This is a genomic window from Macrococcoides goetzii (assembly GCF_002742385.2).
GTDB classification, from domain to species: domain Bacteria; phylum Bacillota; class Bacilli; order Staphylococcales; family Staphylococcaceae; genus Macrococcoides; species Macrococcoides goetzii.
In genome coordinates this window covers 817,155-836,882 of record NZ_MJBI02000001.1, presented here as the reverse complement: position 1 = coordinate 836,882, position 19,728 = coordinate 817,155, and the positions used below count along the sequence as shown (strand labels likewise).

Here is a 19,728-nt window from a genome sequence, read left to right as displayed (position 1 = left end):
AGGGGGTAATTATAATGCAAATAAAAGAAATTAGACGATTAACAAGATCATTAAGTCGTTCACTAGTAGTATCTGAAAAAGAAGGTGCAAGTTGTTGTGGATTACCTATTCTCCAAAGTCATATTCTTATCGAACTCGGGGAGAAAAATGGTTTATCATTAAATGAATTATCAAAACAATTAGCAACAGAAAAAGCAAGTTTAAGTCGTGCAGTACAGGCTTTAGTTGAAAAAGGTTACGTATCTAGAAATACTGAGAGAAAAGATAGAAGAGCGATTTCAATTCAATTGACTGATAAAGGTCAAAAAAGTGTGAATGATATTACAAAAGATATGAATAGATATACAGAAGAAGTTATAAATCAATTTGATGAAAGTGAAATTGAAGATTTGATGTATTATTTAAAAAAATTAGATAATGCACTTGAAAAAGTCAATCATTGCACTTCTGGTAAATGTAAATGAATGAGTCCATATTAATAAAAATATTTACAGAGTTTATCTCACTTAGTAAAAATTTGTTGGTTCTTTTCTTTCTTATTTCATTATTTGTTAGTTTTCTAGAGCCTTTTATTCCGTTTGAAAAATTGGAAAGATGGATGAACAAACAGAATTTGTTATTAGGAAATTTTGCCGGTGCATCATTAGGTTTTATCACACCTTTTTGCTCATGTTCTACAATACCTTTACTTGTTACAATGATTAACCGTAATATTCCATTTCAAATTATGATGACATATTTATTTTCATCTCCACTATTGGATCCGTGGATATTAGGTTTAATGTATTATATTTATGGCTTTAAAGTTACTTTAGTTTATGGTTGTGTGACTTTTATATTTTCAATGATAATAGGACTTATACTTGATAAGTTAGGTTTTGAAAAATATGTAAAAAACGTTGTATTAGAAGGAGTTAATTTAGAAACAGATCATAAAAGAAGAAAAAATATATTATTGAATATTAAGGTTTCATTAATAGAAACATTACAGTTAATGAAATCAGTTATTGTATATATCCTTTTAGGAGCATTTATTGGTGCTATTATTAAAGAAGCCGTTCCAACAAGCTTTCTTTCATCAATCGGGGATTATAATCAATGGATTATTGTTCCGTTGGCAGCGATTATCGGTGTTCCTTTATATATAAGATTATCAACAATGTTACCATTAACGAATGCTTTGCTTGCTAGTGGTTTTCCTTTATCTCCGATGATGGCTTTACTCATAGGAGGCGCAGGTGCGAGTTTGCCGGAGGTAATAATGTTAAAGAGTATTTTCCAGAACAGATTAGTTTTAGCTTTTGTCATTTCAGTATTTTTAATGGCTACTTTATCAGGATATTTATTTTTATTGATAAATGTTGATTAGGAGGTAAAATATGAAAATAAGAGATCTTTTTAAGAAAAAAGAAAAAGACTGTTGTACCATTAAAGTTATTAATTTAGATACAAAAAAAGAAGAGAATAATGGTAAGAAAAAAGAAAGTAAATAGGTTCAAAATTAAAGGAAATCTTTTAGAAAAGATTTCCTTTTTTACTAATAAAAAAGTACTATTTATGATAATATAAAATGATACAAAATATTCTGATAAAAGAGTTGATACTATGTATAAAGATATATTTATAAGTATTCATCCAAAATATACAAAGAAAATTGAATTCAAGGAAAAAAGATATGAATTAAGAAATTTTAATACCAAGTATCCCATAAAACGTTTTTATATATATGAATCAATGCCAGTATGTAAATTGACTTACATAGCGAATGTCGAACTTCCAATTATTTTTCCGAATAAAATAAAAAATAGTTGCATAGAATCAGAAAGATTTAATAATGGAGAAACTCATTATAAAAAAGCATATGAAATAAAAGATTTATATAAAATAGAGGAACCAATACCTTTACATAAATTAAAAGAAGATTATCAATTCAATGCACCGCAAAGTTATACATATTCAGAGAAATATCCAGATTTAATTAATAAAATCAGTAACATGAAATTAATTAAAATTTTTTAATAACAATATTATATGAGGTAAAATTATGAAAAAAATCGGACTTATTTCAGACATACACGGCAATACTACTGCTGCAAGAGAAGTGATAGAAGATGCAAAAAGAAATGGCGTAGATGAATTTTGGTTCCTAGGTGATTTATTTATGCCTGGCCCGGGGACTTCAGATTTGTTAGATTTACTACTTGATTCAAATACAACCACTTTTGTAAAAGGCAATTGGGATGGGTGCTTTACTAGTGTTATTGAAGAATACGACACAATTAATTACGACGATCCGGAAGAAATATTTATCTTTATGTTAGTGAAGTATGTATTTGATAATTTAAGTGAAGATCAAATAAACTTTATGTTCGATTTACCAATGACAGTTGAAAAAGAAGTTTATGGCGTAAAGTTTCATCTGTCACATAATTTACCGAATAAATTTAATGGTGGTGATTTAGTCGTAGAAGCACCATCAGAAAATTTTGCAAAATTGTTTGAACATACTGATGCTAAAGTTGCTATATACGGTCATATTCACCAACCTGTCATGAGACAAATAGGTATTGGGGATGAAAGAAGTATAATCAATCCTGGTGCGGTCTCTACAACCAAAGGAAAAGAATCGAATTATGCAATCTTAAAAGTCGAAGAAAACGGTAATTGGTCTGTGGAATATAGATATATTGTACATAATCATGATGAAGTATTAAATGAATCAAGAATAAAAATGATTCCATACTTCGATTTATACGAAGACACAATGCTCACACATGTGATACATACACATAATGCAGAAGGTATACACCAAAATAATATGAAGTATGACTATGCGGAGATATTGAAAGAATGGTTAGAAGACGAGGATAATAAGCGAAAGTTTGACGCGATCAAGTTAATGAGAAAGGAATAAGAAAATTGAAATATTATATATGTCCCGTATGTGGATACGATAAAATAGATGAACCTCCATATGGAATTGGTGGTAGTCCATCTTTTAACATTTGTTCGTGTTGTGGATTTGAATATGGATATAGTGAAGATTTTGAAGTCAAACATAAAGCAATAGTCTTACCTAAAAGTCAATTTAACTGGGCATTTCACCAATATTTAAAGCAATGGGTTAATGATGGATGTAAAGTTTTTGATGAAGAAGATTTTACAAATGAAGAAGTAGAAAACGGTATTTTGAAGAAAGAAATTTTCAAAGAACAATTAAAAAGAATTGATATTAATATTGATGATGTTTTATAAAAAAGGAGGAGAATTATGTTAGATACAGAACGATTACTGATTAAAACACCGACACTTGAAGATATACCTGAATTATTCACAGTTCATAATAATCCCGCTAATCAACTATATAATCCGAATGGTCCTGATACAGATATTGATAAATTTACAGAAGGTATTAAATCATGGATTAAGCACCATGAACAACATGGATTTGGATATTATGCATTAATAGATAAAGAAGACCAAAAAATATTTGGCGCATGTGGATTGAAATTTAAAACAATTCTTGATAATACTTATTTAAATATATACTACCGTATTAATTCAGATAAAACACGCAAAGGTTTTGTAAAAGAAGCGGCGAATGAAATCATTAAACACGTAAATCAAATAACTGAAGGTAAGTATAAACTTGTTGCTCAAACACAATATAATAATATTCCATCAATTAAAACTGCTGAATCATTAGGTTTTGAAATGGACCCATCTTTTGATGACGTGTTAGAGAAAGGCAATGTATTTTTGTTTAGATAAAAATAATATAAGGAGCAGTATTTATGGATGATGAGATAATTTTATTAAATTGGATTGAAGATTTTTTTAAACAAAACATTAGTATCAGTATTTTTGTGAAATATTATAGAGATATCTTCGATTTCCTAATTAGGGAAGAAGAAATAGAAGAACGAAGATATTATTTGTATAAAGAATTACATGAATACTTAGAAAGTTATGATTTTATAAGTAATACAATTGCTGAATATTATTATTTAGATGAAAATGATGTACGTGTGAAAGTATCAGAAATGTATTCGAGAATTCTTAACTGAATATAATAGGAGATTAATAAGATGGAATTCAGAAGACTGACGATTAATGATGAAAAATTATTTATGGAATATTTTAATGCTTGGGGAGAAGAACAGGAAAGTATTGTACCATCTGCTACAAACTTTAAACGATATAAATCTTTTCAAGACTTTATCAACAATTTAGAAGAACGTGAAAAATCATATGAAGTATTAAATACTACATTATTTTTAATTGTAGATGGTAAAATCATAGGTTCTTCTAATATACGTCATTACTTAAATGAGTTTTTAATGAATTATGGTGGCCATGTTGGATATGGAGTAAGACCTGATATGAGAGGTCAAGGTTATGCATCAAAGATTCTAAATGAGTCCTTAAAATTTTTGAAATCTTTGAATTTAGAAAAAGCACTTATTACTTGTGATGAAGAAAATATTGCGAGTAGAAAAGTAATATTAAACAATGGTGGTGTACAAGATCAATCGCATATAAGGGAAGATGGTGGCGTAACGAACAGATTTTGGATTGTAATAAAATAACAGGGGTGAAAAGAATGAAAATCAGACCATTTGATATATCAGACTTAGGTCAAGTTGCTGTATTGTTAGATGAGTATAGAATGTTTTATAAAAAAGATTCTGATGTTAAAGCTTGTAAGCATTTTATTGAAGCAAGATATAATCATAACGAATCTATCATTTTTGTTGCTGAAGAAAATGATATCGTATTTGGATTTGTTCAACTATATCCTGTATTTTCAACTGTAAGTCTCCAAAGAGCGTATATTCTCAATGATTTGTTTGTGCAATCAAATCATCGTTCAAGTGGAGCAGGTAAGAAATTAATTGAAAAATCATTTGAATATGCAAAAGAAAATAATGCAAGATATGTATGTTTAGAAACTGGTGTAGATAACGTGAAAGCACAAGGATTATATGAAAAAATGGGTATGTCAGTAGATAATGAAGTATTGTATTACTCAAGCGTATTTTAATATACTTGTATTTATAATCTATTCATTGTAAAATGTAAATGAAAAGAGGAGTGCTACACACACTCCCCTTGTAGATTCGTTTATACGGTGACTAGCTTTTTATGGTTTCAATTTCGAATAACCACTCAGCTTAGCCAAGCCATTTAGTGGTTATTTTTTTGATTATCTATTAGTCTAATAATGAGCGGTATAATGATTGCAAACATCATCAACATTATACTCAATAACTCAAAATCAGTCATGCATTCCTTTCCAGGAGAAACACCTAATAAACATAATCAAAGGCATCACCCCCTAGGGCTAGCCACCACTATAAACTTATCTACAATTACTATTATAAAGCGTAAATAAAATAATTAGAACAAATGTTCTCTATTTGTTGTTTTTGCATTTTCATGAAATCCATTGTAAAATGTAAATGAAAAGAGGAGTGCGGTAACACTCCTCCGGTAGATCCGTTTATACGGTGACTAGCTATAGTATTTAATTGATCAATAACCACTCAGCTATGTCCAGCTTATGAGTGGTTATTTTTTGTCTTTGTCATTTAGTCTAATAATGAGTGGTATAATGATGGCAAAAATCATCAACATTATACTCAATAACTCAAAATCAGTCATGCATTCCTTTCCAGGAGAAACACCTAATAAACAAAATCAAAGGCATCACCCCCTAGGGCTAGCCACCACTATAAACTTATCTACAAATACTATTATAAAGAGGAAATAAAATAATTAGAACTGATGTTCTGGTTATTTTGTTATTTTTATCCCAAAGTCAGTACTCGCAATATACTTTATTTCTTTCTGATTGCGAAGTGTTGGAATCAATAACCAGAGTATTGAAAGGGCAAAGTAACATATTCCAGATAGAGAAATAAGTTGTATAGCACTTACATACTCCAATAGTATACCAGCAAGTAAAGAACCTAAAGGTAAACCTAATATACCAACACTATTAGATACAGAACTAACTCTCGCTAAATATTCATTCGGAATAATACTTTGGTTAACAGAAACGAGTAGAATATTAGCGATGCCAACAATAATCCAACTTATACAGTAAAAAATTAAATAGAATGGTAAAGAAATGAAAAATCCGATCAGTATAGTTAACCCAGCTGTTACAAATAGAAATATCATTAATTTCCCGAGTGGCTTAGACTTAAATTGACCTGCTATAAAAGTTGAGAGTATCATACCAATACTCATTGTTGCTAAAAATAGACCATAATAGACTGGATTTTCAATTTCATGAGCCAATGTTGGTAATGCACCGTAAACGATACCAATACCAATATTCACAGAAAAAGCACCAATAATAAATATCCAAATGAATGATGAGGTTACTATTCTAATGCCAGAGCGTAATGATCTGAAATAATTAAACTTTGTATTATCATATATTTTTGATTGTTTAACCATTGGTATCTGAAAATATGAAAGTGCAGCAAATAAGAATAACATGGCACTTATCATATAGAAGATATCAGCACTCATTGTGATAAACAACCCAGCTATTACAGTATTTAAAACGATATCTAAGGTATTATTCGCAAACGTCATCTGTGCATTTCCTTTTACCAATTCTTCTTTAGATAACAATTGAGGTACGAGTTTATTACTAATTGGATATGACATTTCACCAAATAACATTGATAGTACTACTAATGTAATGATTAATTGCCAGTGATTATTCTGATTCATCACAAAAATACCTAATATCATCATTAAGATTGATTGTGAACACTGTGAGAAAATTAAAATTCTTTTTACATTAAAGTGATCTATTATTGGTCCATATAATAGTTGAATGAATTTCACCGCTAACATTGCAGATGTTGTAAAACCTGATATCAATGGACTTTGTGTAATTTGAAATATATAAAGTGATGAAATAATAAAATATATACTATCTGCTGCATTTGTAAAAATTCGTCCTATTAATAATCGATGAAAAGGACTTAAAGTCATTGAATCACCTCATTTTATTCAAATACATCTTTCGTTATTTCAAATGCTGTGAGATTAATATAATAGTTTTTTGATAAATTTTCTTCTTCCCCCTCCATCATATTCTCATTATCAATTGCTTTACTGTATTTTTTAATCAAAAGATTAAACGCATCTTTAAAAGCTGTAACATCATTCTTATCAATTCTAATTTGCTGTGTAGTTGAAATAACATATTGATTATCTTTAATTATTCCAAATTGATTTAATACTTGAACCGTTCTATTTAATTGTTCGGTTATGATTTTTTTGGATGGATGTATATTATCGCTATTAATTAATGCAGGATTGACATTAAATCCGTTGTGTGTGGCTCGGTAATATTTTAGTATGTTGCTGCCTTCAGGAATTTGTTGTGTCATTTCGATCATTTTGTGTTTCTCTAATTCTTTCATGTGATAAAAGATTTTTGCTTTAGGAATATTTAACTGTTTAGATATATCAGTAACTGTCATTTCTTTTTCAATCAATAAAATAGAAATTCTCATACGTAACTCATCTGAAATACATTTTAATTGTTCGAACGTATTAATTTGAAATTGTGTCATAGCTGCCTCCTAGGTTAGTTGAAATAAACCGGTTAATTTATTTTAACCCTAAATATAATAAAACACAAATGATTTATGGGAATATTCTAATTATTTGTGCTTTATTACTTAAGAAAGGATGATTTATATGATTAGACTCGAGCAAACAAAGCATTCAGAAGTAGATGTATTATTAAATATTCAAAAGAGGGCATTTATAACTGATTTTGATAAATACCAGGATCATGAAACGAATCCCTATTGTGAAACAGAACAAATATTATTGGATAGCATAAAGAACGATGAATTTTATACGATTTACGATAAAGAAAAAATAGTCGGTGCTGTTGTTTTGAAAGTAGTTCCGAAAGAGAGAATTCATATTTATAAATTATTTATTGATCCTGAAATACAAGGTTCAGGTTATGGTACGGCTGCAATTAAAAGAATCTTTAATCTTTATCAAGATGTTCCACTATGGACGGTATACACGCCGCACGGTAATGTGTTAAATCATAAATTCTATGAAAAATTTGGATTTGAAAAGTACGGTGAGGCAGAAATTAGTGATAAATTATCTTTATACAAATTCAAAAAAGAGGATGTATTTTATGATTGAAGCAATAAACGAACAGAATAGAGCATCAGTTATTGAATTCTTTAATGAACATTGGGGATCTTCAGAAATAATTGTTTCTTCTGGGAGATATAATTGTGCTGAGTTACCAGGTCTAGTTTATATGGAAGATAAAAAGATTACTGGGCTATTAACATATATTATTAAGGATAAAACGATTGAAATCATTTCTTTGGATAGTGTAATTGAAAATAGAGGAGTCGGTACACAATTAATCAATTTCTTGGAACGATTAGCGTATAAAAATTGTAAATTTAATATTAGAGTAATAACAACTAATGATAATATAAATGCATTGAAGTTCTATCAAAAATTGGGCTACAGAATAAAAGGAATAATTCCCGATGCTGTAAATGAAGCGAGACTAATTAAACCACAAATACCAATGGTTGCTGAGAATGGAATCCCAATATTAGATGAATTAGTATTAGAAAAATTTATATAGAGAGGTAAATAAATGAATATAAGAAAAGCAACAATTAATGATATAGAATCAATTAAATTAATTTATAATCAAGGTATTGAAGATAGAATAGCAACATTAGAAACTGATGTAAAAGATAATGAGTATATTAAAAATTGGTTATTTAGAAGACCTGAAAAATATACCACGATTGTATTACATGATGCAGAAGAGATTCTAGGATTTGCAACCATTAATCCATATAGTTCCCGATGTGCTTACAGTGATGTTGGTGAAGTATCAATTTACATTGATAGAGAATATCGCGGTAAAGGATTCGGTACCATAATATTATTGGAGTTAGTAAAAATTGCAAAAAATAATAAATTTCATAAGTTGGTATTATTTGCTCTTGAGAAAAACAAAGCAGGTAATAAATTATATGAAAAAATAGGATTTAAACATGTTGGTGTTTTTAAAGAGCAAGGCAAAATTGAAGGGGAATATGTTGATATTGTAATAAAAGAATTATTACTTGATTAATGTTTTCAGAAAAGATTTTATTTTATCCACATATTTTCTTATTATTTTTGGACAGATCAAAACATCCCGTAAACATTAGCAAATAAACATTCACAATTTTAAGTTGGAATGATCAATAAAAAGATATTTATGAATGATGTACTTCCTGATATTTATATGGTTGAAAATAGTATTTTAATAAATCCAATGAGCAATGAATCCATTGAATTTTATCCCTATGAGGTACTTGAAGAAATTTAAGAGTTAGAAACCCTCCATTGACAAAATAATCTATGTCAATGGAGGGTTTAGGGTTTATTCTAATGGTAAAAAGTCACCTTTAAGTTTGTACTTGTTCTTAAATTTTTGAATGTCGTGTTTTTTAATTTCTTTCTTTTTATTATTAATAACGTCGTAAGTGAAGTATCTATTATTTCGGTTCCTTGTAATGAAAAATGTTTTATTATAAATAATACCAGTCATGTATTGAGGATACTGTATATCATCATCTTGTCGCTTTACGACATATGATCCTCCCCCCATACGCCATATTTTGATGTCTTTTTCCTTATCAATCCAAATGGTATTAGGAAAAGAATTTTCTATTTCTGCTAATCCATCTATCCATTCTTGTTCTGTAGGAAGCCAGTCGATAAACGCTACGATTAGGATAATAAACTTTGTTATTACAAAGAATACATTATTTTTATTTTTCATCTAGATAACTTCTCCTTTTACCCCCACCACATTGCAGTAATGAAGAAAGTGATAGCACCACCGATAACAGAGAATACGATGACCATCATTGAAGATACTATATAAGGTTCGCTATTATTTTTTCTAATATTATTAATAGATTTAAATATAGCTAATAATAAAAATAAGAAAGCAAATATATTAAGGGTTGTAAGAACATATATAGGATTTATTATTGCTTCAGGTAAGTATGCGATATCTTGTGAAGTGTATGTAATTAAGATTGCGATTAATAAAAAAATAACGTGTTTCCATTTTTGAAAATACTGACGTATTATCACTCTTTTTATTTATTATACACAGAAATGCAGAAAAATAGAAAAATATGTATAATAAAATTATTAAAAATAGTGGAGGAAAGATTAATGAAAAATCAATACCCAATTGGTCGTTATCAAATACCTCAAGAATATAATAGAAATATCTTGAATCAATGGATTACAGATATCGAAGAATTACCCTATAAGATAAACGAAATAATTTCAAATATTGATGATGAATCTAGAAAAAAACAATATAGAAATGGATCGTGGGATGTAAATACCTTAATTCATCATATAGCCGATAGTCATCTTCATGGTTATATACGAACAAAATTAATATTAACTGAGGATAAACCAAAAGTATCTACATATGAAGAGAATGAATGGATAAAACTTGCTGATAATGAAAATGACTGTCATGATTCGATTATGTTTTTATTTGGTATACATCATAGATGGTCAACTATATTAAAAGAATTAACAGAAGAACAATTGGAAAGAGTTATGATACACCAAGATAACGGGGAAGTGACGTTGAAACAAATGCTATCACTTTATGCCTGGCATGGAAATCATCATTTAGAACATATTAAGATAGCTCTTGGTATTATTAAGGGAAAATAAATTTAGTTAAAAAAATTATGAGAGTTAATATGCAATAAAAATGTAAAGATGCAGTAAAATAAATAGTTTCGAATATTTATTTATATAGATTTCTAAAAGAGGTCTATTTTTTTATTTTTTTCATATATAATATAAATATCTAAAAATTCTGAAAAAGGAGTATATATGAAAAACATAATAAATATGTCTATCACCATTCTCATGCTCTTTTTTATTGCTTGTTTACCATCACTTTTTCACAATCAAAGAATAGATGTTCCTAATTTATTAATTGCAATTAAAGACGCGTTTTATTCATTATTACATCCAGATACAATCGTATTTGAGAATTTAAAGTCAGGTGTCAAACATGATATTTTCACATTTATTATTGAACCTTGGATAAATTCAATGACGATACTATTTAGTGCGCTTATTATCTCTTTATTATTCTCATTAATAATCGCATTCTTGATGTATCAATCTCAAGTTTTTCACAATATTGTAATGCATATTAACCGCGTATTAAGTATTGTGCCTGATATTTTTTATATCCCTGTATTTATTTCAATTATTATATTCATTTATCTTAAAACACATGTATTGATATTTGATGTTGCATCAAGTCATGAACAAAACGCTGTTATATTCCCGATTTTATTACTGCTAATTATCCCAATAACAAATAGTATTACTGTGATTAATCAATTATTAATTGCAGAAAGAGAAGAAAGCTATGTATCTTTTGCAAGAAGTAAGGGTTTAAATAACAAAGAAATTTTCTATCGTCACATTTTAAAGAATATACTAACAGGCTATTTTATTAACTTTAAACAAATTGTCTGGATGACTTTATCAAGTTTATTATTTTTAGAACGATTATTAAATGTATTTGGAATTTCTGTTTTTATTTTTGAATATAATACGCCAGTAGTACTGTTTATCTCATTTCTAATGATGTATATCCCAATACGTTTATTATTCTTATTTTCTGATTTATATACTAGACACACTACAGGAAGGAGCATGTCATAATGAAACGCATTTATCTTTCTATTTGTTTGCTCATCATTCCTGCGATTATTGGATTTATTTACTTTGATATATTAAATGGGAAGGTGAAAAAGACCAATTTCTTATATGATAAAGATGGGAATATGTTGGCGAGTTCACCATTTCCGCCCGGAAAAGATTATATATTTGGCGTTGATAGGAACTCTAGACATATGACTTATGAAGTATTATCTGGGTACAGAATCACATTAACACTACTTATTGTTGTTGCTTTAATGACACTCATCATAGCGATCATCATAGGAACTTATTTAGCCTTTAAGAAAAGTAATTTGGCGTTAATTGATCAATTACTACATCCGTTTTTTTATATACCGCAGTCGATATTAGGTTATTTATTACTCAAACCTATACTTTATGAACCAATCGATCAATTTACGACAACACAAAGTTTTCGAATAATATTTAATTTAATTATTCTAATTTTACTCATGTTACCAACAACGATAGTATTAGTGAAGTCAGCAACACAAATGATATTAGAAAAAGAATTTATCAGTAGTGCGAAGACAATGAGCCCATCTAAAGTTTATATCTATATAAAGCATCTATTACCAAATATGATGATACAATATGTCATTGTATTTTTTAGAATTATGTTTCAGTCACTAGTAGTCATATCACACCTCGCATTTTTTAAAATATTCTTTGGAGGAACAGATGTATGTTATGGACCAGGTTGTTTAATAAATGAGCAACCAACGATACCAGAACTAAGCAGTTTACTTGGATTTCATTTCTATGATTTACAAGTTGCTTGGTGGACATTCTATTCGCCATTATTTGCAATAATCTATATGTTGTTTATTTGTCAGTATGTTTATCAACGATTAGATGTTATGAGTGCAAAGTGATTTTTCCTTTTTAACGATAGAAATGATTGATAAAGGTACTTTTATTAATAGAGTTTTAAACGACATTGGCATGGAAGAAAATTGTATTAATTTAAATCCACTGAGTAAAGAATCTATTGTATTTTTTCCAGAAGAAGTGTTTGAAGGGTTTCAATAAAATTGAAAAAGAAATATTTAATAGATCTCTAAAAGAGGTCTATTTTTTTATAATTTATTGTATAATATAAATGACTAAAAATTCTGAAAAAGTAGTTTATTTCAAAATTTTTGGATAACATGAAGTATTAATTAAAAAATTAAACGGGATAAGGGGATTTTATAATGGAAAAGATTAATATTTTTAATAGCAACTATACTTCAAAAGGGGTTATGGCTTATGAAGAGGCACATCGAAATGAAGAATGGCATGAGACATTTCAGTGCATCTTCACTTATAAAGACTTCGTTATTTTACAAAAACGCAGTCAGGAATTAAGTGATTATACTGGTATGTTAGACGTTTCTATCGGTGGGCATATTCGTCATGATGAGACGATGGCAGATTGTGTGCGAGAAATTAAAGAAGAATTAGGTATAGAAATATCATTTGATGATTTAAAGATGCTATGTGTCATTCCTGAAAGTATTGACAATGAAGGTACAATGGATAAGGAATTTATCAATATATTCACTTGTGAAATCTCACGTGAATTATTAGACAAGATTGTAATCGATAATCACGAGGTTGAGGATTTAATCTTAATGAATGTGATGGACTTTAAATCATTGCTTCAAAATAAACAGAAAGTTTTATCAGGAAAGACATTTAAAGATGATGAAAGATTTGAAATTACAAAGCAGATGTTTATTCCATATAGTGATAAATACTTCTGCATCGTAAGTGAAGTAATATAAAATGATATTATTAGATATAAAAATAATAACACCTGTAAACTATTATTTTACAGGTGTTATTTTTGCGCTTTTGATAAAGAAGAATACAGATAAATATGTAACACCGCCTAAAATCGACCAGATAATAAAACCGTTAGATAGGTTATCGATTAACAATCCACCGGCAAGTGGTGCAATGATACGCGAAATACCAGTAAGGCCTGTTAACGCATAATACGAACCCTTCATTGATTGAGGTGAAAGCTCATCAATTCTCAAGTCCCACATCGTGAAGACGAAGATTTCACCGATTGTCAGAATAAACATTGCTATACAAAGATTAAATAAGTCAGGAGAGATACCAACAAGCATCAAACCTAATGGTAATAATATTGCTCCGATAATGATAGAGGTACTTGTCTTAATATGCTGTCCAATTTTATAGACGACAATCTGTAGACAGATTACAGCAATCGCATTGACTAGTGTAAGTATTGCATAATGATGAATGGCAGTTGCATAAGGATAGATCTTACTTAAATAGATGCTCAGTGAAGTCATCATCTGCGTATAACCAAATACGATAAATATATTACCGAGTATTAAATACAGAAAAGCTTTATCCTGTTTGAAGATAAACATCATATTAAAGAAAGGGATATGTGTCATGGATTGTTTATTTTTAAGATCGATATCATATTTATTGAAGATAACAATAAACATGACTAAATTAATCAGCAAAGCTGCAACCACGATATAAAAAAGCTTTTCAATACCAACCCACTGAATTTGACTAGAGATATAAGGACCCATTGCAGCAGCAACGTTGATTAAATAATATCTGATATTAAATATCAGTTTCTTGTGCTCATCTGCAGTAAATTGTGTAATAAGTACACGATATGTCGGCTCAACTAGTGTATTGCCGATAGTGGAAGTAATAGAGAAAAGAATGAAACCAGGAAAACTATGTATCATTGGAAATGCGAGATAACTCAGTATACCGATAATGAGACCGAAATATATGACGTGTCTTTTATTGAAGCGGTCGATGACACTACCTGACGTCATACTTAATATAATCGCTACGATACCTGCCACTGATAAAATGATCCCAATCTGAAACCCTGAATAATGATATGTATTGATTAAATAGATAGATAAGAACGGCATAACCATCAACAAACTAAACCGTGCAATGAACGTTGCTGCAAGTAAAGCTAAGATAATTGGTGAGAAACGTTTCATATATAACCTCCCACAAAGTAAATTTAAATCATTATAACATATTGAAAAAATAAAAAAACTGCCATAATAGACAGTTTAGATTAATCAGTTTTTAAAACATGATGAACAATAGACTTTATGTTGACTTAACCAGCTTTTTAGATTGGTAATACCGTTAAGCCCTGTATTTTTAATTTCAGGATAAAATACTTCATTCTTTTCAATTAATTTACCGCATTTACTACATTTTAAGTCACCAAACAATTTCATATAAACACTCCTAACGATCTGATCGGAATACTTTTGAAAAATTCATTAACAGTAACGATCCAAATATTATAAAAATGAAAGCTATCATTAAAATATGTTCACCTAAATTTGTATACTCCACCAAAGTGATGAAACAGGCAGTAAAAATTAGTAACACACCTACAAACTGACATAATCGTTTTTCATTATACTTCGCTTTTTCTGCTTCAGGCATAGTATTATATCCAGCAACTAAGAACCCACCACGACCTGTTAACATGTAAATACCTAAAAGTGCAAATAACAGAATAATAACTATCATAATATCACTCCTTATGTTTTTTCTTAAAAGGTATGAATCTAATCATAAAAGCTATAAATAGCATAAAGTAAAATGGATACAATGAAATGATATAATCATCTTCGCTATGATTTTCTCCAATTATGCCCGTATCAATTGTTAAATAGTGCCATGAAATCGATAATGGATTCTTAGCATGCATTGATATATCACTTAAGTAAAACTCAGGTCTAGAAATGAGCCATATAAAATATGAGACAACACATAACATAAATATGTTAGAAATGATTTTTCTTTTCATCATCTTACCACCCTGAAATGTAGTAGGCTAAAAGCAAAAGTGCACCCATCAATAATATTGGAACAAGACTAAATAACAATAAAAGTATTTGATGTTTTGCTTTTGAGATAATGGATAATATAAATCCGACGAATCCTGAGAACATAAAGATATTCATACAAATACCTTGAGTATCATAATTGCTCATTATATCGTATGGGAGTATAAAGGATAGGGCGAAAGCGATTAAACTAATTGATGTAAAAAATATACTTATCCATTTCAATTGCATATCATCACCTCTTACAATGATTATACACTATTTACAAAATTAGTATAAATCAAAACATATCGATGATATTTTTGATAACAATACAAGAGACGATTAGGATAATAATCGCTGAAACTTTATTAAGGATTACAATAATAGTACCTTGCTTATCAATAGATCCAATAATTTTTCCGATATAGGCAAGTGATATGAACCATAACCACGATACTGCGATACAGGTTAATGTAAATGCAATTCTGTTATGACCAGCATATGTCGTTGCACTTGTACCGATGACACCAATAGTATCCATTATAGCGTGTGGATTAAGTAAAGATACACTCATTGCAAATCCAATTTGTCTTTTCGCTGACATTGCTTCGGATTTATCTTGATTTCCTGGATTTTCATTCCAAATTGAATATGCCATATATAATAGGAATAATAAACCGATGATATAAATGATGAGCTTCAAAGTGGGAAATGTATTTAAAAATAAAGTAACGCCAAGGACTGCTAACAAAATTAAAAATGTATCACAAAGACTTGCTGTAATGATAACGGGTAAAGATTTCTTCAAACTTTTATGGTTCGCACCTTGATTAAATACAAAAACATTTTGTGCACCTAACGGAAGAATTAATCCGAAGGCGAGTAGAATACCGTGAAAAATTGCTTGTGCCATAGGTTCTCCTTTCAAACCAACCAATATAGGTGGTTAATTGTTATTTTACTTAAATTTTAAATTATATTATTATTTTAATAACCAACCAGATTGATATTTTTAAATCAACCAGAGGTGATTAATTGAAGAAGACAGATGAAATAATAAATATCATTGTAGATGAAATTAATAAAGGAATTTATGAAGTCGGTGATAAATTGCCATCTCAAAGGGCTTTATCACAACGTTTTAATGTTAATCGTTCAACAATAGTGGATGTGATGAATAAACTGAAATCATTTGGTGTTATAACAACAATAGAAAAGAAAGGAATATTTGTTAGTGATTCATTAAATGTAATGGTCCATAACCACGTAAAATGGAAGAATCGTATTCAACCACATTTAGAGAAACAAAATCAATATTATATAAAACGAATCAATGAACTCGAATTTGATGAAAAAATAGTTAGACTTGGTACTGGTGAATTATCACCAGATTTAGTTCCTATAAATAAATTTAAAGAGATTATGGAAGATGATTCTTTACATCCTTTTACATCAAATTATGAAGAACCACTTGGAAATATTCATTTACGAAAAGCAATTCAAAAGCATGTACTTAAAAGAGGAATCAAATGTGAAATAAATGAAATATGTGTTACCTCAGGCGCACTTCAAGGGCTAAAATTAATTGCAGAAGGTTTTTTATTACCTTCTTCAAAATTATATATTGAGTCACCTTCATATATGCATTCTGTGAAAACGTGGAAAAATTATTCTTCAACGATAATACCAATTGATATAAATCAAATAGAAAGAAAACTGATGATAGAAGAACGGTATCAATCTAATAGTTTGCTATATTTAAATCCGATTTTACATAATCCAACTGGTCATACTTATTCAAAAGAAGTAATGGAACGACTTATTAAAGAGTGTAATGAATTAGGACTACCAATCATAGAAGACGATATTTATAGTGAGATTTGGTTTGATAATGAACCACCATTACCTATGAAGTCGTATGATTTAAATAATAATATTATATATTTAGGAAGTTTGTCTAAGACTGTGAGTCCTGGCTTACGTATCGGATGGGTAATTGCAAATCATAATGTAGTAAAAAATCTAGCAGAGTTAAAGATGCAAACAGATTATGGAGCAAGTTCCATAGCTCAATATGTTGCTTCTAAGTGGCTACAATATCATCACGACGAACATATTAATCAATTAATAAAAAAGTTAAAATATAAAAGTAAAAAAATGATCCAATCACTAGATACATATTTTTCAGATATTGCAATATGGAATGAACCTCAAGGCTCGTTCTATATATGGTTAAAATTCAAAGAGAAAATAAATATGAATAAATTATTTGAGACTTGTATTGAAAATAATATACTGATACATCCTGGTGAAATTTATGATGAAAAGCAAAAATATGCATTGCGCCTATCTTATGCTTATGTCGATGAATTAGAGATTGATAAAACAATTAAACTTTTAAGAAAGATAGTACAACAAATACAAAAATAAAGGAGTATTTATGAACATTGCATACAGACCATTAATCATAGAAGATAAAGATGCAATTTTTAATTTATTAACGAATGATGAAGTCTCACGTTATCAATCATGGGTTATTGAAACCATGGAAGATACCGAGGCGTATATCCATCAAATGCTATCACTCTCTGATAAGATGCATTATCGAGTAATTGAAGATAAAGATTCAAATAAATTAATTGGAATTTGCAGAATCACATTAAATCATAAACATCAAAAAGGTGAGATTGGATATATGATTCATCCAGATTATTGGGGGGATGGTTTTGCAACACATGCTGCGAAATATTTAGTTCAATATGGTTTTAACGATCAGGGGTTAAATAGAATTTATGCTGTAACAGATATTAAAAATACAGGTTCGATTCGTGTTCTAGAGAAAACAGGGCTACAAAGAGAAGGATTAATGCGTCAGGATAAAATAATACGTGGGCGATTTAGAGACAGTTATATGTATAGTATATTGAAAAATGAATATAGGGGATAGAAATGAAACATATTGAAATAGATGATAAACTAGTAAATCAAATATTTAAAAAATTCATTAAGAAAGTGTCTCCATTTGGTATAGCATATCTTGGTTTACATCAAATTAACCGAGTTCCTCATAAGAGATACGATATATTATTCATACATAATGAGGACAAGTTCCATCGTGGTGAGAATGAAGCAATCGACCTTTATACTTACTTTTTTGTAAAAAATATTATAGCTGCTTTTCCTGATAAACGTTTACTAACTTTAAGTTACCATACAGAAAGTTTTGAAATACAGTATTCACCGGATTTATATGTAGATTATCCAGCATTTCCAAATAGTGATGATGTCTTATATTATATAGATGATGATAATATGATTTGGATACCATGGTTTGGTCATTCGATTTATGTCATCGGAGAAAAGTTGATAGAAGTAATAGATGTTTTTAGTGAGAAGAATAATTCTAATAATAAATTTATTAAACTTTTAGAACATAAGAGTCGTAAATTTTTTAAAGATAATGAAGTTGAAGAACGAGGTCCAGTGGTTGATTTAATTATGAAAGCAAATGAGGCGGTAATTGATCAAGTTGAGATTTATGAAGAAACTTTTACTTTAATTGATGATTTAGTAGCAAATCATAATAAAAATTATTCGATTTATGGTGAAACAATAATAGATGAAAAACTAAAGTTACAAATATTAAAAGATATTAGAAATAAACAGTATAATCCTAAACATGAACCTATCATTAAAGAATTCGAAGCCATATTAAATACATATAATATGACTTCACTAATAATATCGGGTGTATAAATTAATGAACTATTAACCACCCGATAAATGCTATTATAACTAACACTAAAATAAATATACCTAAGGCTTTATTACTCATAGAACTTAAAAAATTACCGGTATATGCATTTTGTGAACTATCTTTAAGATTGCCGATACTATTTCGTTCCATTTCTTTTCTTCTTAACTGGTCTCTTTGATCCTCTGGTGACAGACTCATTAATATCAACTCATTTCATTTTTTAATTTATTATACATAATTTTCAGAAAATTGAAAGTAAAGTTTTATATCGATCTTCTCTGGGTATGTATTAACTTTAAGATA

Annotated in this window: 29 protein-coding genes; 20 read left to right on the top strand and 9 right to left on the bottom strand. The window is 28.9% G+C overall.

Annotated features, from left to right (window positions below; translation table 11 throughout):
• Positions 1-14 precede the first annotated feature (14 nt).
• The 10 genes from BFS35_RS04410 (at position 15) to BFS35_RS04365 (ending at position 5,044) form a co-directional block, all read left to right on the top strand.
• Positions 15-464, top strand: a complete 450-nt coding sequence (locus tag BFS35_RS04410; protein ID WP_099577468.1) for a MarR family winged helix-turn-helix transcriptional regulator — start codon at positions 15-17, stop codon at positions 462-464.
• Positions 461-1,369, top strand: a complete 909-nt coding sequence (locus BFS35_RS04405) for a permease (protein WP_099577470.1) — start codon at positions 461-463, stop codon at positions 1,367-1,369. The genes BFS35_RS04410 and BFS35_RS04405 overlap by 4 nt, the downstream gene beginning before the upstream one ends.
• A 10-nt stretch (positions 1,370-1,379) precedes the next feature.
• A complete protein-coding gene (locus tag BFS35_RS04400) occupies positions 1,380-1,493 on the top strand; it encodes an alcohol dehydrogenase (protein WP_099577472.1) in 114 nt (37 codons plus the stop codon).
• A gap of 112 nt (positions 1,494-1,605) precedes the next feature.
• Complete coding sequence (locus tag BFS35_RS04395) at positions 1,606-2,019, top strand: hypothetical protein (protein WP_099577474.1); 414 nt, start codon at positions 1,606-1,608, stop codon at positions 2,017-2,019.
• A gap of 25 nt (positions 2,020-2,044) precedes the next feature.
• A complete protein-coding gene (locus BFS35_RS04390) occupies positions 2,045-2,914 on the top strand; it encodes a metallophosphoesterase family protein (RefSeq protein ID WP_099577476.1) in 870 nt (289 codons plus the stop codon).
• A gap of 5 nt (positions 2,915-2,919) precedes the next feature.
• Positions 2,920-3,255 carry a hypothetical protein gene (locus BFS35_RS04385; protein ID WP_099577478.1) on the top strand — a complete coding sequence of 112 codons (336 nt, stop codon included), beginning with the start codon at positions 2,920-2,922 and terminating at the stop codon, positions 3,253-3,255.
• A gap of 15 nt (positions 3,256-3,270) precedes the next feature.
• Positions 3,271-3,771 (top strand): GNAT family N-acetyltransferase, encoded by a 501-nt coding sequence (locus BFS35_RS04380; RefSeq protein WP_099577479.1) that lies wholly within the window; start codon positions 3,271-3,273, stop codon positions 3,769-3,771.
• A gap of 23 nt (positions 3,772-3,794) precedes the next feature.
• Positions 3,795-4,067, top strand: coding sequence for a hypothetical protein (locus BFS35_RS04375; RefSeq protein WP_099577481.1), 273 nt, complete (start codon positions 3,795-3,797; stop codon positions 4,065-4,067).
• Between the two features lie 21 nt (positions 4,068-4,088).
• Positions 4,089-4,589, top strand: coding sequence for a GNAT family N-acetyltransferase (locus BFS35_RS04370; RefSeq protein ID WP_099577483.1), 501 nt, complete (start codon positions 4,089-4,091; stop codon positions 4,587-4,589).
• 14 nt (positions 4,590-4,603) lie between these two features.
• Entirely contained in the window at positions 4,604-5,044 is a 441-nt protein-coding gene (locus tag BFS35_RS04365) for a GNAT family N-acetyltransferase (protein WP_099577485.1), read from the top strand.
• Positions 5,045-5,796: 752 nt separating this feature from the next.
• On the opposite strand, the gene BFS35_RS04360 is transcribed toward BFS35_RS04365, so the two are convergent.
• Both BFS35_RS04360 and BFS35_RS04355 read right to left on the bottom strand, forming a co-directional pair.
• On the bottom strand, positions 5,797-7,017 hold the full coding sequence (locus BFS35_RS04360; RefSeq protein ID WP_099577487.1) for an MFS transporter: 1,221 nt from the start codon (positions 7,015-7,017) through the stop codon (positions 5,797-5,799).
• A gap of 14 nt (positions 7,018-7,031) precedes the next feature.
• Positions 7,032-7,604 (bottom strand): ArsR/SmtB family transcription factor, encoded by a 573-nt coding sequence (locus BFS35_RS04355; protein ID WP_099577489.1) that lies wholly within the window; start codon positions 7,602-7,604, stop codon positions 7,032-7,034.
• Between the two features lie 127 nt (positions 7,605-7,731).
• On the opposite strand from BFS35_RS04355, the gene BFS35_RS04350 reads away from it, so the two are divergent.
• Genes BFS35_RS04350 through BFS35_RS04340 form a run of 3 tightly spaced genes read left to right on the top strand, consistent with a single transcriptional unit; the run spans position 7,732 to position 9,166 of the window.
• The gene (locus BFS35_RS04350; RefSeq protein ID WP_158554250.1) at positions 7,732-8,202 is read left to right on the top strand and encodes a GNAT family N-acetyltransferase; all 471 of its coding nucleotides are present in this window, start codon (positions 7,732-7,734) and stop codon (positions 8,200-8,202) included.
• A complete protein-coding gene (locus BFS35_RS04345) occupies positions 8,195-8,665 on the top strand; it encodes a GNAT family N-acetyltransferase (protein WP_099577493.1) in 471 nt (156 codons plus the stop codon). Before BFS35_RS04350 ends, BFS35_RS04345 begins: the two co-directional genes overlap by 8 nt.
• Positions 8,666-8,677: 12 nt before the next feature.
• Positions 8,678-9,166, top strand: coding sequence for an arsinothricin resistance N-acetyltransferase ArsN1 family A (locus BFS35_RS04340; protein ID WP_099577495.1), 489 nt, complete (start codon positions 8,678-8,680; stop codon positions 9,164-9,166).
• A gap of 294 nt (positions 9,167-9,460) precedes the next feature.
• On the opposite strand, the gene BFS35_RS04335 is transcribed toward BFS35_RS04340, so the two are convergent.
• Positions 9,461-9,862, bottom strand: coding sequence for a hypothetical protein (locus BFS35_RS04335; protein WP_099577497.1), 402 nt, complete (start codon positions 9,860-9,862; stop codon positions 9,461-9,463).
• A gap of 404 nt (positions 9,863-10,266) precedes the next feature.
• On the opposite strand from BFS35_RS04335, the gene BFS35_RS04330 reads away from it, so the two are divergent.
• From BFS35_RS04330 to BFS35_RS04315, 4 genes are all read left to right on the top strand, one after another.
• Positions 10,267-10,788: a YfiT family bacillithiol transferase gene (locus BFS35_RS04330; RefSeq protein WP_099577499.1), complete on the top strand. Its 522-nt coding sequence runs from the start codon at positions 10,267-10,269 to the stop codon at positions 10,786-10,788.
• A gap of 165 nt (positions 10,789-10,953) precedes the next feature.
• Positions 10,954-11,802, top strand: coding sequence for an ABC transporter permease subunit (locus BFS35_RS04325; RefSeq protein WP_099577501.1), 849 nt, complete (start codon positions 10,954-10,956; stop codon positions 11,800-11,802).
• A complete protein-coding gene (locus BFS35_RS04320; RefSeq protein WP_099577502.1) occupies positions 11,802-12,695 on the top strand; it encodes an ABC transporter permease subunit in 894 nt (297 codons plus the stop codon). Before BFS35_RS04325 ends, BFS35_RS04320 begins: the two co-directional genes overlap by 1 nt.
• Positions 12,696-13,016: 321 nt before the next feature.
• Entirely contained in the window at positions 13,017-13,589 is a 573-nt protein-coding gene (locus BFS35_RS04315; RefSeq protein WP_099577504.1) for an NUDIX hydrolase, read from the top strand.
• 42 nt (positions 13,590-13,631) lie between these two features.
• On the opposite strand, the gene BFS35_RS04310 is transcribed toward BFS35_RS04315, so the two are convergent.
• From BFS35_RS04310 to BFS35_RS04290, 5 genes are all read right to left on the bottom strand, one after another.
• Complete coding sequence (locus BFS35_RS04310) at positions 13,632-14,816, bottom strand: MFS transporter (RefSeq protein WP_099577506.1); 1,185 nt, start codon at positions 14,814-14,816, stop codon at positions 13,632-13,634.
• Positions 14,817-14,900: 84 nt separating this feature from the next.
• Entirely contained in the window at positions 14,901-15,065 is a 165-nt protein-coding gene (locus BFS35_RS13875) for a hypothetical protein (RefSeq protein WP_099577508.1), read from the bottom strand.
• 10 nt (positions 15,066-15,075) lie between these two features.
• Positions 15,076-15,366 carry a DUF3784 domain-containing protein gene (locus BFS35_RS04305; RefSeq protein ID WP_099577510.1) on the bottom strand — a complete coding sequence of 97 codons (291 nt, stop codon included), beginning with the start codon at positions 15,364-15,366 and terminating at the stop codon, positions 15,076-15,078.
• Between the two features lie 4 nt (positions 15,367-15,370).
• On the bottom strand, positions 15,371-15,649 hold the full coding sequence (locus BFS35_RS04300; RefSeq protein ID WP_099577512.1) for a hypothetical protein: 279 nt from the start codon (positions 15,647-15,649) through the stop codon (positions 15,371-15,373).
• A gap of 317 nt (positions 15,650-15,966) precedes the next feature.
• A complete protein-coding gene (locus tag BFS35_RS04290; protein WP_099577516.1) occupies positions 15,967-16,581 on the bottom strand; it encodes a LysE/ArgO family amino acid transporter in 615 nt (204 codons plus the stop codon).
• A gap of 122 nt (positions 16,582-16,703) precedes the next feature.
• On the opposite strand from BFS35_RS04290, the gene BFS35_RS04285 reads away from it, so the two are divergent.
• From BFS35_RS04285 to BFS35_RS04275, 3 genes are read left to right on the top strand one after another with little or no spacing between them, the layout of a single operon-like run.
• A complete protein-coding gene (locus BFS35_RS04285; RefSeq protein WP_099577518.1) occupies positions 16,704-18,098 on the top strand; it encodes an aminotransferase-like domain-containing protein in 1,395 nt (464 codons plus the stop codon).
• A gap of 10 nt (positions 18,099-18,108) precedes the next feature.
• A complete protein-coding gene (locus tag BFS35_RS04280; RefSeq protein ID WP_099577519.1) occupies positions 18,109-18,615 on the top strand; it encodes a GNAT family N-acetyltransferase in 507 nt (168 codons plus the stop codon).
• A gap of 2 nt (positions 18,616-18,617) precedes the next feature.
• Entirely contained in the window at positions 18,618-19,424 is an 807-nt protein-coding gene (locus tag BFS35_RS04275; protein WP_099577521.1) for a hypothetical protein, read from the top strand.
• A 1-nt stretch (position 19,425) separates the two neighbouring features.
• On the opposite strand, the gene BFS35_RS04270 is transcribed toward BFS35_RS04275, so the two are convergent.
• Positions 19,426-19,623 carry a DUF6366 family protein gene (locus BFS35_RS04270; protein WP_099577523.1) on the bottom strand — a complete coding sequence of 66 codons (198 nt, stop codon included), beginning with the start codon at positions 19,621-19,623 and terminating at the stop codon, positions 19,426-19,428.
• Positions 19,624-19,728 lie beyond the last annotated feature (105 nt).